This window comes from Psychrobacillus sp. FSL K6-2843, assembly GCF_038626375.1.
Lineage (GTDB): Bacteria > Bacillota > Bacilli > Bacillales_A > Planococcaceae > Psychrobacillus > Psychrobacillus faecigallinarum.
This window is the reverse complement of record NZ_CP152021.1, coordinates 3,366,722-3,380,135: the sequence shown is the minus strand read 5'-3', so window position 1 is coordinate 3,380,135 and position 13,414 is coordinate 3,366,722. Positions and strand designations below refer to the sequence as shown.

Below are 13,414 nucleotides of genomic sequence, written 5' to 3'. Positions count from 1 at the left end.
ACGATAATATATAGGAAAAGCCATTTTTCAAATTCCTTAAAGATAGAGGAGAACTAATTTACATTTAATTTACTAACAAATGGTGCTATGATGAGAGATAATTATGAGGGATAGGGTGATGAGGATGGAGCTTTTTTTTATTGGTGGTGGACATGTTTTAAAGGGTGAACTTAATGATGTTTTGGAAGAATTGGAGTGTAAAATTAATCCTAATGCAAAAGTTTTGATTATACCATTTGCAACAGACGAATCTAGATATGATAGCTGGATGGAAAGCATGAGACAGGCTTTTGCTTGCATTCCTAACGTGACACTTGGTTTATTGCATGAAGAGTTATCAAAAGAAAAAATGGTGACGATGATTCAAGCTTACGACGTTCTTTATTTTATAGGAGGACAACCAGAGAGATTGCTTCAGGTTATCTTGGATAAAGAGCTGACTGGAACTATTAGTAGCTTTCCAGGATTGATGATTGGCTATAGCGCAGGTGCATTAGCTTTTTGTACTGACTGCATACTGACAAAGGATGAAGACTACCCTGACACAATAGTATTACAAGGATTAGGGTTAGTGGATTTTAGTGTAGAAGTCCATTATCGTCCAGAATCAGATAATGAGCTATTGACTCTATCTAAAGGGAGAACCATCTATGCTCTTCCAGATGGTAGTGCTATCTTTTATAAGGATGGAAACATAGACACAAGAGTAAATAATATCATTACCTTTGAGAATTCGAATAAAAGCATTGTTTAAGAGAAACTGTCTTCTGGGGCGGTTTTTTTGTGTGAAGAAAAAAGTGCTGGTTAGGTCGCATATCAGTAAAGCGAAACGATTATTTGCCCTAAACCGACCGATTCCAAAATACCAATATAGAAAAGCCCCTGCTATCTGACAGGGGCCATTAGCTTTCCTCACCCAGTAAATATCTGATCATTTGGAAATTTATATTTTACCTTTTTTGGTTTAGTCAAAATGAAGAATAAAGTCAGTGGTCCAATCCTTCCTAAGAACATCAATATACAAATTAGGATTTCTCCTATATTTGATAGCTGTGGGGTGACACCCATTGTGATTCCGACCGTTCCAAAAGCTGAGAAAACTTCGAATAGTAATGGAAGTAAAGGTAAGCGCTCCGTTATGGTTAATGCAAAAGCAAATATAAATACTGTTGCCAAGCTTACGGTACAAATAACAAGAGAACGGATAATAATCTCTCTGGATATGGACCTTTTAAACAGCACAGGCTCCTCCTGTTGACGGAAAAATGCGATGGTTGCAGCTATAATGACAATAAAGGTCGTTAGCTTAATACCGGAAGCAGTGGAGGCACTACCTGCACCAATGAACATCAAAAGCATTGTAAATAATAGAGAAGGGTCCTCCATTAGGCCATAATCGACCATATTAAAGCCGGCAGTTCTCGGAGTTACTGCATTAAAATAAGAGGTCATAATCTTCTCTAGTAAACTCATTTCACCGATTGTATCGTTATTATTAAATTCTAAGATTAATAGAACTAGAGTTGCAAAAGTATTTATACATAGTGTCCCTATAATCATCAGCTTAGTATGGAGTGACCATACTCGAAAGCTGTTTTTACGTAATACATCAATTACTACTACAAACCCAATACCTCCAATGATTATAAGGCTCGTGATAAGTAACACTACTATAGGGTCGTTTGTAAAGTCCATTAGGTTATCTGAAAACAAAGAGAAGCCTGCGTTATTAAAGGCGGAAATTACATGAAAAAAGCTATAATAGATTGCATCGACGAAGCCATACTTCGGAATCCAATGGATCGTTAAAAGAATAATAGCCACAGACTCGATACAAACAACAAACAGGAGAATATGTTTAACTAGCTTGACGATACCTCCGATAGAGGGCTGGTTAAAGGATTCCTGCAAATAAATTCTTTGCTGTAGACCAATTTTCTTTCGGAGAAGAATAAGTATAGCGACAGCAAATGTCATTAAACCGATACCGCCACATTGTATCAAAATAAGTAAAACTATTTCCCCGAAAAGCGTAAGAGTACTACCAGGATCAAAAACGCTAAGACCTGTAACAGTGGTAGCAGAAGTTACCAAAAAGAGAGCGTCTACCCATGAGATATACGTTGTCGTCGCTATAGGCAGCTTTATCATAATTGTTCCGATAAATATTAAACAAGCAAAACTACCAGCAATAAGAACTGGCGGTGAAAAAGAGAGCTTCTTTCCCATGTGGCACTTCCTTTTAATGGATATAAAATAATAATTACTTTAATCCTATTAAGATCGGCTGTCAACAACTTGTTTGAAACAAGTTGTTAAACGAAGTATACTAAAGAAAAAGGGGGATTTTTCATTGAAAACAGAACAGCATTACTTTGAAGAAGCTAAAACGTTGGAGCAATATATGAATGATATGACAACGAAAAAAGAGGAATCCTTTAGTATTTATGACCAATTTGAAGTCCCAGCAGATGATGAATTTATTGAGATATTAAAAACAAAAAAACCGCATATACTAGCTATAACTGAAGACTGGTGTGGAGATGCTATGATGAATAATGCGATTATTCGTAAAGTTTCAGAAGCAGCAGGTCTAGAAACCCGTGCTGTATACCGCGATGAAAATTTAGAGCTTATGGATCAATATTTAACGAATGGTGGACGTTCTATTCCTGTTTATTTATTGCTCAATGACGATGGGAAAGTAATTTCTAAGTGGGGACCGCGTGCAGAGGTCGTTCAAAAATTTGTAATGGACGGTAGAGCGAAATTTCCAGATAAGGAAGATCCTGCTTTTGAAGAAACGCAAAAGAAGTTTTATGAGCAAATGACTCATGAGTTTATGACTAACAATGAATTCCATTTAGCCGTATACGAAGATATTCGTAGTCACTGGCTGCCAATTCTTCAAAACAAATAATCGAGCATTGTTTTTTATGGGAGTCGGCTATAGTCGGCTCTTTCGTACGTTAGGAACTTATTGTGAATAAATATAGTCTTTATAATTAAGAAATTGTAAAGTAGAAAGGAAATCTGTATGAAGCGTGCACGAATTATCTACAATCCAACCTCAGGAAGAGAATTGTTTAAGAAACACTTACCAGGAGTATTGGAGGCTTTAGAAATAGCAGGCTATGAAACATCCTGCCATGCGACCACAGGTGAAGGGGATGCGATTAACGCAGCCAAGAAAGCAGTAGAGAATAAATTTGATATCATAATTGCCGCTGGGGGAGACGGGACTCTCAATGAGGTAGTAGCTGGTGTAAGTGAATTTGAAAATCGCCCGAAAATTGGTGTCATTCCAATGGGAACGACAAATGACTTTGCACGAGCTGTGCATATACCAAGAGATATTCATCGAGCGGTTGAAATTATTATAAAAGGCGACACAATACCAGTTGACGTGGGTAAGGTCAATGACCGTTATTTCATTAACATAGCAGGTGGTGGTCGTATCACTGAGCTTACATATGAAGTGCCAAGTAAACTAAAAACTATGCTTGGACAGCTGGCCTATTATTTAAAAGGAATTGAGATGCTTCCATCCATAAACGCAACTAAAGTCCGTATTGAATACGATGGCGAAGTATTTGAGGATGAAGCTATGATGTTCCTTGTGGGGCTTACAAACTCTGTAGGCGGCTTTGAAAAGCTAGCTCCCAACTCAAGCATTAATGATGGGAAATTCTCCTTACTAATTCTTAAAAAGGTAAATATTGCAGAGTTTATTCGCTTGGCAACACTCGCTATTCGAGGAGAGCACTTAGGAGATCCTCATGTCATTTATAAGAAAGCGACAAATATTAAAGTAACTTCTGACGATAAGGTTCTTCTGAATCTAGATGGTGAATATGGTGGTACCATTCCAGCAACATTCCATAACTTATACAGACATATTGAGGTTTTTGTACCAATCGATGAAATTCGAGAGCAGGACAGACCGTAAAATTATTGAACCCAGCACAATATAAGTGCTGGGTTTTAGTGTAACTTTTTTTATGCAATCCTTCATTATTCATATTTGTTCTAATTTTACTAATAGTATGTTAGGAATCCATCTTTTTAGGGAATAATTTAAAACTAATACTGGATAAGGAATATGAAGGAGTGGAATAGTATGTATAAGAGACAAGAGAAGTATTTGATGTGGCTCGCCTTTGTAGTTGCGGGAATTATGATACTTTCGATTGCTGGAAGAGTTTTTGGAGGATGAGGAGGGTTTAGCATGGGAAATGCTGATTCATTATTTTATAGTCGAGTTTTGACAGAGTTGACCTTATCATTTCATATTATTTATGCGACGATCGGCGTTGGTGTTCCTTTAATGATTATGATTGCACAATGGGTAGGTATTAAAAAGAACGATGAACACTACATATTGTTGGCAAGACGTTGGGCAAGAGGATTTGTAATTACGGTTGCAGTCGGAGTAGTTACCGGTACAGCAATTGGTATGCAGCTATCACTTTTATGGCCAAATTTTATGGAGCTAGCAGGGAATATTATTGCACTTCCATTGTTTATGGAAACATTCGCATTCTTCTTTGAAGCAATTTTTCTAGGAATTTATTTGTACACTTGGGATCGTTTTGAGAATCAGAAAAAACATTTATTATTGCTAATTCCTGTAGCAATCGGTGCTTCCTTTTCAGCGGTATTTATCACCATTGTAAATGCTTTTATGAATGCGCCCCAGGGCTTTGATGTAGTAAATGGAGAGCTAGTTAACATTAGCCCCATACTAGCGATGTTTAATCCAGCGATGCCTACAAAGGTAGCACATGTAGTTGTAACAGCTTATATGACATCAGCATTTGTGTTGGCTAGTATAGCAGCCTTTCGTTTGTTAAAGGGATCTAATCATATTTATCATAAAAAAGCTTTATATTTAACGGTAAAGCTCGGATTAATCTTTTCGATTGCGACAGCCATTATCGGTGATTTTTCTGGTAAATACTTAGCGGAGTATCAGCCCGAAAAATTAGCGGCAGCTGAATGGCATTTTGAAACAGAAGAAAATGCTCCACTTATTTTATATGGGGTCTTAGACGATGGAGAAGTTAAATACGCTATTAAGATTCCTTATGCATTGAGTATACTTGCACACTTCAACCCAACTTCAGAGGTTATTGGATTGGACCAGTTCCCAGAGGATGAAACACCTCCGCTATATATACATTATCTCTTTGATATTATGGTGACAATCGGTATGGGATTAACTGCACTTTCAGCGCTATATTGGCTAGGTAAACGATTAAAATGGGCATTTGTCGATTCTAAGTTTTATAGATGGCTTCTCGTTTTAGGAGGCCCAGCAGCTATTATAGCAATTGAAGCTGGCTGGTGGCTTGCAGAAGTAGGGAGACAGCCTTGGATATTAAGAGGAATAATGAGAGTAGAAGATGCAGCTACTACGAGTGATCAAGTAGATTTTATGTTAATCCTGTTTGCAGGTCTGTATGTGGTACTTGGAATAGGTAGCGTTGTAGTGCTTACTCGTATGTTCCGAAAAAATCCGGTTGAGCAGGAGATTAAAGATAGAAATTCAGAAAAGGGCGGTGATATTCAATGAGTCTGGAAATCATAGGTCTCACAGTTCTTTGGACATTTCTATTTGGATATGTAATTGTTGGCTCCATTGATTTTGGTGCCGGGTTCTTTAATGCTTATAGCTTGATAACTGGGAAGCAACATATATTGAGTAATATTATTCAGCGATATTTATCCCCTGTTTGGGAGGTAACAAATGTATTTCTCGTATTTTTCTTTGTAGGAATTATTGGCTTTTTTCCTAAGACAGCTTTCTATTATGGAACAACTCTTCTTGTCCCAGCGGGTATTGCTTTAATATTGCTCGGGATTAGAGGCTCCTATTACGCGTTCGAAACATACGGGTCCAGAGGGCATAAAGGGTACTCCTTTATGTATGGTTTATCCGGATTGTTACTACCAGCCTCATTATCAACAGTCCTGACCATTTCTGAGGGTGGTTTTATCGAAATGATTAACGGCTCACCAAGCTTAGATTACAACGCCTTGTTCATCAGCCCCTTAACCTGGTCAATTGTAGCATTAAGTCTTACTTCTGTTTTATATATTTCGGCTGTTTTTTTAACATGGTATGCCAACAAGGCTGGAGATGTAAAAGCAACAAATTTGATGAGAAAGTATGCATTAATCTGGTCTTTTCCAACGATCATTACAGCTGGTGGAATTATTGTAGAATTGCGCTCGCACAACGTGGAGCATTACAATAATATGCTCGATATTTCGTGGGCCTTTGGATTGTCATTCCTATTGTTTTTAGGTACCGTCTGGTTATTATGGAAAAAACGTAAGTATGGTTTGGCATTTGGATTATTGGCAGGACAATTCTTAATCGCCTTTTTTGCTTACGGCTTTTCCCATAAACCTTATTTGCTTTATCCATATTTAACAATCTATGATAGCTTCACAAATGAGGCAATGGCAATATCCTTAATAATTGCGTTTATACTAGGTTTAGCCTTGTTAATCCCGTCCTTATATCTTTTATTGAAGCTTTTTCTTTTCAATAAAGATTATGTCAAGGGGAAGAAGAATAATCACGCTTAGGAGGAACGAACGCTATGACTGAATTTCTAATTTTTTATGCACCCTTCATCGTACTGATCGGCTCCATTATTATTGCATTTTGGGTATCCACCAAGGATGGTCCGGTTAAGGAAGAATAAGTAAAAAGGACCTCATTAGTAGAGGTTCTTTCAGAATGTAGACAAACACTATGAATTTTGGTGCTTTGCCTACAGTTTTTTTTTAAGAGATAAAGCTAGAAACGTTGATCTCCGCTACGAGCGGACGCTTTCCGCGGGCACGGCTTCAGCCGCTTCCCTCGCTAAGCTCAGTCCAGGGTCTTCAGCTCGCGCTATTCCCGCTGGAGTCGCCGCTCTCCGCTCCCATCACCAGTGCTTCCTATTAAAGGAATGAACAAGCCGGTTTGGCATGGAAACCCCAACTTGAAGTAATAAGAACCAAAATGATAAGCTGCAACGGACTTTTTCGTCGATTTAACCTAGATTAATTGGAAAAGGGTTGGGAATCGAAATGGTTTCCAACCCTTTTGTCATTTATTTTTCAAAATAAGTACACTGATTTGGAGAAATGAAAGCCTCTTTGAGGCAATCATCCCTTTTCTAAGCTCCTTGCCAAGTCCATGTGGCCAGCTTTTTCAAATTCATTGCAGCAAAAGTAAGCACCGCCTGCAGGGACAATTTTTTAAGGCCTCTTAGCGTTGTCCATCGCATACCATGATTTTCTTTCGCATCTGCAAAGACCGTTCAATCGTCTCTTTGCATTTTGCATAAATTGATTTCACTTCCTGATGATGACGAAGATGTTCGACTTCTTCTAAATAATCTGCCCAAATAGGACGCTGAATCAATTTAGTAGGATTTTTACTTTCTGTACATCTGTTAAGAAGGGACAGTTTGCAGTCGAATATAGTGGCTCAACAATAGGATAGAAAAAAGAAAACTCAATAGCAGCATCTAACTTCCGTACTAAGTGATCAGAAGGAACAAGTTGTTCCATTGTTAGTATTTCAAGCTGTTCACGTTCATTGATTTGATTTTTAGTCATCATATTTATAGACCTCACTTTATTACATAGAATATTTAAGTTGATTGGAATGGAGGGACCGTGACTCCACCGGGAACAGCACGAGCGGAAGATCCACTAAATGGGCCTACCGTTGTAGGCACCATTTAGTTAGCTGGAGCCGTGCCCGGGGAAAGCATCGGTCCCGGAATGGAAATCAACGATCTTATTGTTAATTTAATTCTAAAATATAAAAAGACTGTAAACAAACCCTATTTTAAGAGTTTGTCTCAGTCTGAAAGGACCTCATTAGTAGAGGTCCTTTTTGCTTAACAATTTCTAAACAAACAAGAAAAGTGATTATGCTAAAATAGAATTAGAAGGGGTGGAGAAATAAATGAGATATGAAGTAATTATGTTCGATTTAGATGATACCTTATACGATTTTGGAATGACTGAGAAAAATGCATTTCAACAGTTATTTGTAGAATATGGATTACCAAATGGACTTCAGGATTATTTAAGCAGCTATAAGGCAATTAGTAAGGTATTATGGGATGAATTAGAAAACGGCATTACAACACTAGAACTATTAAAAATAGAGCGATTCAAACGTTTGTTTTTAGAGCATAGCCTCGAGTTAGATGTAGAAAAAGTAAGTGATAAATATATTGAAAACCTTGGAAGAGAAATTCACTTAATCGATGGTGTAGAGGAAATGCTTACGGATTTATCTGGCTGCCGTTTTGCTGTTTTAACGAATGGCTTCCAAATAGCCCAGCATGCAAGAGTCAACGGTTCTCCTTTGAATGGGAAATTTGAAGCTATAATCACTTCAGAAGAGGTTGGTTATCAAAAACCGCAGTCAGCTATTTTTGAATATGCATTCAAGAAACTAGGAATAACAGACCCGTCTAGCGTTTTAATGGTTGGTGATTCACTTACCTCTGATATACAAGGTGGGAATAATTTTGGTATTGATACTTGCTGGTTCAATCCTCAGCAAAAAGAAAATAGAACTTCTATTTTACCTACATATGAAATACAAAATTGGAAAGAGATGAAAAAAATAGTTCGAGGTCAAATGTTAGAAATTTAAGCTTTAGGAGATTCCAATATTAACAATTTTATTAAAAGAATAAACAAATCTACAAAGCAAATTGCACTCCTAATTTGTTTTATAACAAAAGAACGAAAAACAACAACGTACAAATAAACGTTGTTGTTTTTTTATTATTTGAGATTATAAAGATGCTCCTCTCATTGTATCCGCTGTAAAAGAGTGTTAAGTATTAAGCTCCGTCCCCTGTAGAATTAGCCTCTTACAATCCAACTTTTCCATTAAAAAAACAATAAAAAGATATTTTAACTTCTTTTAGTTTTTTATATTAATCTCTGCATAATTTCTTCATATTTATTATCTATACTATTCGTGAGGATAATGAAAGGATAGGTGAATTTATTGTTTGACCAATTAAGTTTATTCTTGGCTTTTGGGGCGGGATTTTTGTCCTTTATATCGCCTTGTTCATTACCCCTTTATCCCGCATTTCTTTCATATGTAACTGGGGTATCTCTAAATGAACTTACACAAGATAAAGGTATGTTAAATAGAAAGGCATTGGTACATACGCTTCTTTTTTTACTTGGATTTTCATTCATTTTTATGGCATTAGGTTTCTCCACATCTTCTATAGGAACAATTTTTATTGAATACCAAGACTTAATACGCCAAATAGGAGCAATTCTTATAATATTTTTTGGTTTAGTAATACTAGGTATTATTAATTTTGACTTTCTCCTTTCAGAGAAGAGAGTTCAGTTTAAAAAGCGTCCCAAGGGACATATAGGGTCTGTGTTGATTGGTATGGGATTTGCTGCTGGATGGACTCCATGTACAGGACCAATTCTTGCTGGTGTTATTGCTTTAGGGTTTTCTGATCCTGAACGTGGAATCCTATATATGTTATTTTATGTCCTAGGTTTCTCTGTTCCATTTCTCATTATGTCGTTATTTATAGGAAAAATGAAGTTTTTACAAAAAAGAAGTGAAATGTTTATGAAATTTGGAGGAACTTTAATGGTTGTCATGGGAGTCTTACTATATTTTGATATGCTGACAAAGATTATAGAATTTTTGACTCCTTTTTTTGGAGGATTTACAGGGTTTTAAATTAAATCAAAACTTATTAGAGAGTAGGTTTTTTACTATGGAAAACAAAAAGAAAAAAAGATTTTACATGCGACTTACACTTTTGACGTTAATGGTTGGAGTAATTGTCTTTACCATATACACTAATTTAAGTAAAAGTAAAAATGAAGTTTTACAAGTAGGAGATACAGCGCCTGATTTTGTATTAATTGATATGAATGGAGAGAGACATAAATTATCTGATTACAGAGGTCAAGGGGTCTTTTTAAACTTTTGGGGAACTTGGTGTAAACCTTGTGAGAGAGAATTCCCGCTGATGGACAAACAGTATAAAAAAGTAAAAGACAACGGTCTTCAAATACTGGCAGTAAACATAGGTGAGTCCGATTTTAAAGTGCAAAAATATATTGATCGCAAAGGTTTGAGCTTCCCGGTTTTGATAGATAAAAATAAAAGTGTAATGGAGACATATAATATTAATCCTTTACCTACTACTTTTCTTGTTAACCCGGAAGGTAAAATTGAGAAAATAATCACTGGTGAGATGAGTGAGGAAAGCATAAAGCGATATATGGAGCAGATAATGCCTTCATAATATTTAGTTTCATTTGGTTATTTGGATTCTTTAGTGAGAAGGTGTAAATGGTTTGATGAATAGAATTTCGACAAAGTTAACAGCTTATTTTTTCATCGCTGTACTGATAATGGAAGCATTCCTTATTTTTTATCTCCATCAAAATATTGTACATGCAAGAATTGATGAGGAGTTCTCTTTATTATTAAAAAACGGATCAAATCATCGCGAGGTACTTCTTGAATACTACTCTGATACTACTATGAGACATATCGTATTGATGGAAAAGGGAAAGGAAAGAGAAGTCGTTATTACAAATAACAAAGGGGAAATCATAAATAGCTCATTTGAAAAAAATTTGCCTTTAGATGACTATATCCCAATAATAAAAAATCTGGATTCGAAAAAAGATGAAGTACTAGTTTCAGAGTGGAATGAATCACCTTATATTATAAGTGCACATCCCTATAAAGTGAGTAATGATCAATCTGGTTATGTTGTCATGTTTCAAAGTACATCTTCTATTAAGCAATTGGTGGACAAGCTAAACATGCATTTTGGAATTGCCGGTGGGACAAGTGTTATCCTCTTGTTTATCGTCTATACGGCATTATCTAGACTACTTACGAGACCTTTAATACGTATGAAAGAAGCTACGGAGAACTTAAGCAAAGGGGATTTTGCTGTGAGTCTTCCTTCCATCGGTAAGGATGAACTCGGGAAATTGTCAGGTTCTATTCAAAAGTTAGCGAATGACCTAGAAAGAATGAAAACGGAACGAAATGAATTTTTAGCTTCAGTTGCTCATGAACTGAAAACTCCTCTTACATATCTAATTGGATATTCTAATGTAGCAATGCGAAAAGAGATTAGTAAAGAAGAACGTGAGCAGTATCTTTTAATAATTGCAGAAGAGTCAGAAAGAATGAAAGAACTTGTAAAAAATTTATTAGATTTAGCAAAAATGGATGAGAATTCTTTTACTGTATCAAAGGAGTATTTTGATGCACAGCCGTTTTTTGACAACATCATCAAACTAGTTGGACCTTCTTTTGAGATGAAGAATATCAAACTAAGTTATGTATGTGAGGACAATTTTCAAGTACATGCCGATTCTTTGCGATTAGAGCAAATTGTATTGAATTTACTTGATAATGCATTGAAATACTCTAAAGAAAATACAAAGGTTTCATTGGATGTACGTAAAAAAGAGAAGAGGACAATCATTTCTGTTATTGATTGTGGAATAGGAATTCCCAACGATGAAATTAGTTTCATATTTGAAAAACTATACCGTATAGAAAAGTCACGTTCACGTTCGTTTGGTGGATCAGGAATTGGGCTTGCTGTTGTGAAGGAATTAGTGGAAGCGCATGGAGGAAGCATTGAGGTTCATAGTATTTTGGGAAAAGGAAGTACATTTACAGTAATAATTTAGGATTATGTAAGGATTGAATAGGAGGTTTTGAGCGTTCATGCAGAAAATTTTGTTAGTTGATGATGAGCCTAGAATGTTAGATTTAATTGAATTATTTCTTCAGCCACTTGGATTCATATGTATGAAAGAAACAAGTGGCAAGAAAGCAATAGAGATACTGCAAAATGAGAAAGTTAATCTTGTCCTTTTAGATGTCATGATGCCAGAAATGGATGGATGGGAAGCTTGTAAAAAGATAAGAAAGTTTTCTGATGTTCCTATAATTATGCTTACAGCCAGATCTGAAAAGTTAGATTTAGTAAAAGGATTAAACACTGGGGCTGACGATTATATAACAAAACCTTTTGATGAAAAAGAGTTGGTGGCAAGAGTTAATGCAATATTACGCCGGTTATCTGTGAATGAATTGGAGGAAGTGTCTATAACTTACGAAGCTTTTAGACTAAATAGGGAGACTTATTCATTACAATACCATGAAGCAATCGTACAACTAACATTGAAAGAATTTTATATTATTGAAGCATTAATTACTCGCCCCAAAAAAACATATACACGCGAAGAGCTATTGAATGCTGCATGGGAATTTAGCACATATACAGACACAAGAACGGTAGACTCACATATACGCAATTTGAGAGAAAAATTGAAAGCTAATGGTTTCCCTATTGATGAATTTCTTAAGACGGTATGGGGAATCGGATATAAATGGAGCTAAGGGAGTTATATTAAAATGAAAAAATATAAATTTTTAATTGGTTTAATTGTAATATTATTTCTCCTGTCTGCATGTAACTCAAATGAAAAGGAAGGATATTTATTTAACGAAGTTAAAAATAATAAAATTGATCATATACACGGTATGGGATATATAAATGGAGGAAACGAATTTGCCATTGCAACACATTTAGGATTATATGAATATGGCAAAGAAGGATGGAAAGAAGCAAATAGTCAAAAACATGATTATATGGGCTTTCAAGCTGTACGAGAAGGATTTTTCTCAAGTGGTCACCCAGAAGAAGGAAGTGAATATAAAAATCCTCTAGGTCTTATAAAGAGCAACGATAAAGGAGCAAGTTTCGAACAATTAGCTTTTTATGGAGAGATTGATTTTCATTATCTTGCGGCTGGCTATGATTCAAATACAATTTACGTATTAAATGAAACACCCGTTAAAGAGATGGATGTAGGTTTACACTATTCTGTAGATGAAGGTGTTTCTTGGAAGAAGGTTGCTATGAATGGATTTACGTCAGATTATATTTCCAATTTGTCTGCACACCCAACGTATAAGCAAACTATTGCTGCAGCAAGCAAGGATGGATTATTTATTTCGGATGATTATGGACAAAATTTTAAACGGAAGAATGATACTAATAATATCACGTATGTAACATTTAATGAGACAGGAGGTTATTATTCTAATTTTGATAATGATAAGGTATTTCTAAAATCTTTCATGATAGAGAATAGTGAGGAAACAGAAATTGAACTACCATCTGATTTAGAAATGGATCCCATTATCTTTATTGCAATAAACCCAGGGAATCTAAAAGAGATCGTAATAGCTACAAACAATAATAATATTTATGTAACAAAAGACGAAGGATTTTCTTGGGATAAACTCGCTTCAAATGGTGAGTTATCAATATAAGAAAATAGAAGGTGAATT

13 protein-coding genes and 1 pseudogene are annotated in these 13,414 nt (G+C 35.7%); 11 read left to right on the top strand and 3 right to left on the bottom strand.

The features are described 5' to 3' along the window. Positions 1-124 precede the first annotated feature (124 nt). Positions 125-754, top strand: coding sequence for a Type 1 glutamine amidotransferase-like domain-containing protein (locus tag MKY94_RS17190; RefSeq protein ID WP_342577490.1), 630 nt, complete (start codon positions 125-127; stop codon positions 752-754). Positions 755-912: 158 nt separating this feature from the next. Here MKY94_RS17190 and MKY94_RS17185 read toward each other — a convergent pair whose 3' ends face one another. Next, on the bottom strand, positions 913-2,229 hold the full coding sequence (locus tag MKY94_RS17185) for a TrkH family potassium uptake protein (protein WP_340844825.1): 1,317 nt from the start codon (positions 2,227-2,229) through the stop codon (positions 913-915). Between the two features lie 124 nt (positions 2,230-2,353). Between MKY94_RS17185 and MKY94_RS17180 the strand changes: the two genes are divergently transcribed. From MKY94_RS17180 to MKY94_RS17165, 4 genes are all read left to right on the top strand, one after another. Continuing rightward, positions 2,354-2,920 (top strand): thioredoxin family protein, encoded by a 567-nt coding sequence (locus MKY94_RS17180; RefSeq protein WP_151112743.1) that lies wholly within the window; start codon positions 2,354-2,356, stop codon positions 2,918-2,920. 117 nt (positions 2,921-3,037) lie between these two features. Next, positions 3,038-3,949, top strand: coding sequence for a diacylglycerol kinase (locus MKY94_RS17175; RefSeq protein ID WP_151112745.1), 912 nt, complete (start codon positions 3,038-3,040; stop codon positions 3,947-3,949). A 279-nt stretch (positions 3,950-4,228) separates the two neighbouring features. After that, entirely contained in the window at positions 4,229-5,575 is a 1,347-nt protein-coding gene (locus MKY94_RS17170) for a cytochrome ubiquinol oxidase subunit I (RefSeq protein ID WP_342577489.1), read from the top strand. Next, complete coding sequence (locus MKY94_RS17165; protein ID WP_144541647.1) at positions 5,572-6,597, top strand: cytochrome d ubiquinol oxidase subunit II; 1,026 nt, start codon at positions 5,572-5,574, stop codon at positions 6,595-6,597. The genes MKY94_RS17170 and MKY94_RS17165 overlap by 4 nt, the downstream gene beginning before the upstream one ends. Positions 6,598-7,175: 578 nt before the next feature. Here MKY94_RS17165 and MKY94_RS17160 read toward each other — a convergent pair. Next, a pseudogene (locus tag MKY94_RS17160) lies at positions 7,176-7,459 on the bottom strand (transposase); the annotation flags it as partial. Then, entirely contained in the window at positions 7,420-7,623 is a 204-nt protein-coding gene (locus MKY94_RS17155; RefSeq protein ID WP_191697792.1) for a hypothetical protein, read from the bottom strand. The gene MKY94_RS17155 and the pseudogene MKY94_RS17160, both read right to left, overlap by 40 nt. Before the next feature lie 352 nt (positions 7,624-7,975). On the opposite strand from MKY94_RS17155, the gene MKY94_RS17150 reads away from it, so the two are divergent. The 6 genes from MKY94_RS17150 to MKY94_RS17125 all read left to right on the top strand — a co-directional run bounded on the left by MKY94_RS17150 (position 7,976) and on the right by MKY94_RS17125 (position 13,396). Further along, complete coding sequence (locus MKY94_RS17150) at positions 7,976-8,677, top strand: YjjG family noncanonical pyrimidine nucleotidase (protein ID WP_342577488.1); 702 nt, start codon at positions 7,976-7,978, stop codon at positions 8,675-8,677. Between the two features lie 363 nt (positions 8,678-9,040). Further along, positions 9,041-9,751, top strand: coding sequence for a cytochrome c biogenesis protein CcdA (locus MKY94_RS17145; RefSeq protein ID WP_342577487.1), 711 nt, complete (start codon positions 9,041-9,043; stop codon positions 9,749-9,751). 37 nt (positions 9,752-9,788) lie between these two features. Continuing rightward, on the top strand, positions 9,789-10,325 hold the full coding sequence (gene resA, locus MKY94_RS17140) for a thiol-disulfide oxidoreductase ResA (RefSeq protein WP_154309972.1): 537 nt from the start codon (positions 9,789-9,791) through the stop codon (positions 10,323-10,325). A gap of 55 nt (positions 10,326-10,380) precedes the next feature. Beyond that, on the top strand, positions 10,381-11,742 hold the full coding sequence (locus tag MKY94_RS17135; RefSeq protein WP_154312268.1) for a HAMP domain-containing sensor histidine kinase: 1,362 nt from the start codon (positions 10,381-10,383) through the stop codon (positions 11,740-11,742). Between the two features lie 37 nt (positions 11,743-11,779). After that, positions 11,780-12,457 (top strand): response regulator transcription factor, encoded by a 678-nt coding sequence (locus MKY94_RS17130; RefSeq protein WP_191697789.1) that lies wholly within the window; start codon positions 11,780-11,782, stop codon positions 12,455-12,457. 15 nt (positions 12,458-12,472) lie between these two features. Next, a complete protein-coding gene (locus tag MKY94_RS17125) occupies positions 12,473-13,396 on the top strand; it encodes a F510_1955 family glycosylhydrolase (protein ID WP_151112758.1) in 924 nt (307 codons plus the stop codon). Positions 13,397-13,414 lie beyond the last annotated feature (18 nt).

Coding starts and splice junctions, on each gene's coding strand:
- MKY94_RS17190 (WP_342577490.1), top strand. CDS start 125: ATGGAGCTTTTTTTTATTGGTGGTGGACATGTTTTAAAGGGTGAACTT.
- MKY94_RS17185 (WP_340844825.1), bottom strand. CDS start 2,229: ATGGGAAAGAAGCTCTCTTTTTCACCGCCAGTTCTTATTGCTGGTAGT.
- MKY94_RS17175 (WP_151112745.1), top strand. CDS start 3,038: ATGAAGCGTGCACGAATTATCTACAATCCAACCTCAGGAAGAGAATTG.
- MKY94_RS17170 (WP_342577489.1), top strand. CDS start 4,229: ATGGGAAATGCTGATTCATTATTTTATAGTCGAGTTTTGACAGAGTTG.
- MKY94_RS17165 (WP_144541647.1), top strand. CDS start 5,572: ATGAGTCTGGAAATCATAGGTCTCACAGTTCTTTGGACATTTCTATTT.
- MKY94_RS17155 (WP_191697792.1), bottom strand. CDS start 7,623: ATGATGACTAAAAATCAAATCAATGAACGTGAACAGCTTGAAATACTA.
- MKY94_RS17150 (WP_342577488.1), top strand. CDS start 7,976: ATGAGATATGAAGTAATTATGTTCGATTTAGATGATACCTTATACGAT.
- resA (WP_154309972.1), top strand. CDS start 9,789: ATGGAAAACAAAAAGAAAAAAAGATTTTACATGCGACTTACACTTTTG.
- MKY94_RS17135 (WP_154312268.1), top strand. CDS start 10,381: ATGAATAGAATTTCGACAAAGTTAACAGCTTATTTTTTCATCGCTGTA.
- MKY94_RS17130 (WP_191697789.1), top strand. CDS start 11,780: ATGCAGAAAATTTTGTTAGTTGATGATGAGCCTAGAATGTTAGATTTA.
- MKY94_RS17125 (WP_151112758.1), top strand. CDS start 12,473: ATGAAAAAATATAAATTTTTAATTGGTTTAATTGTAATATTATTTCTC.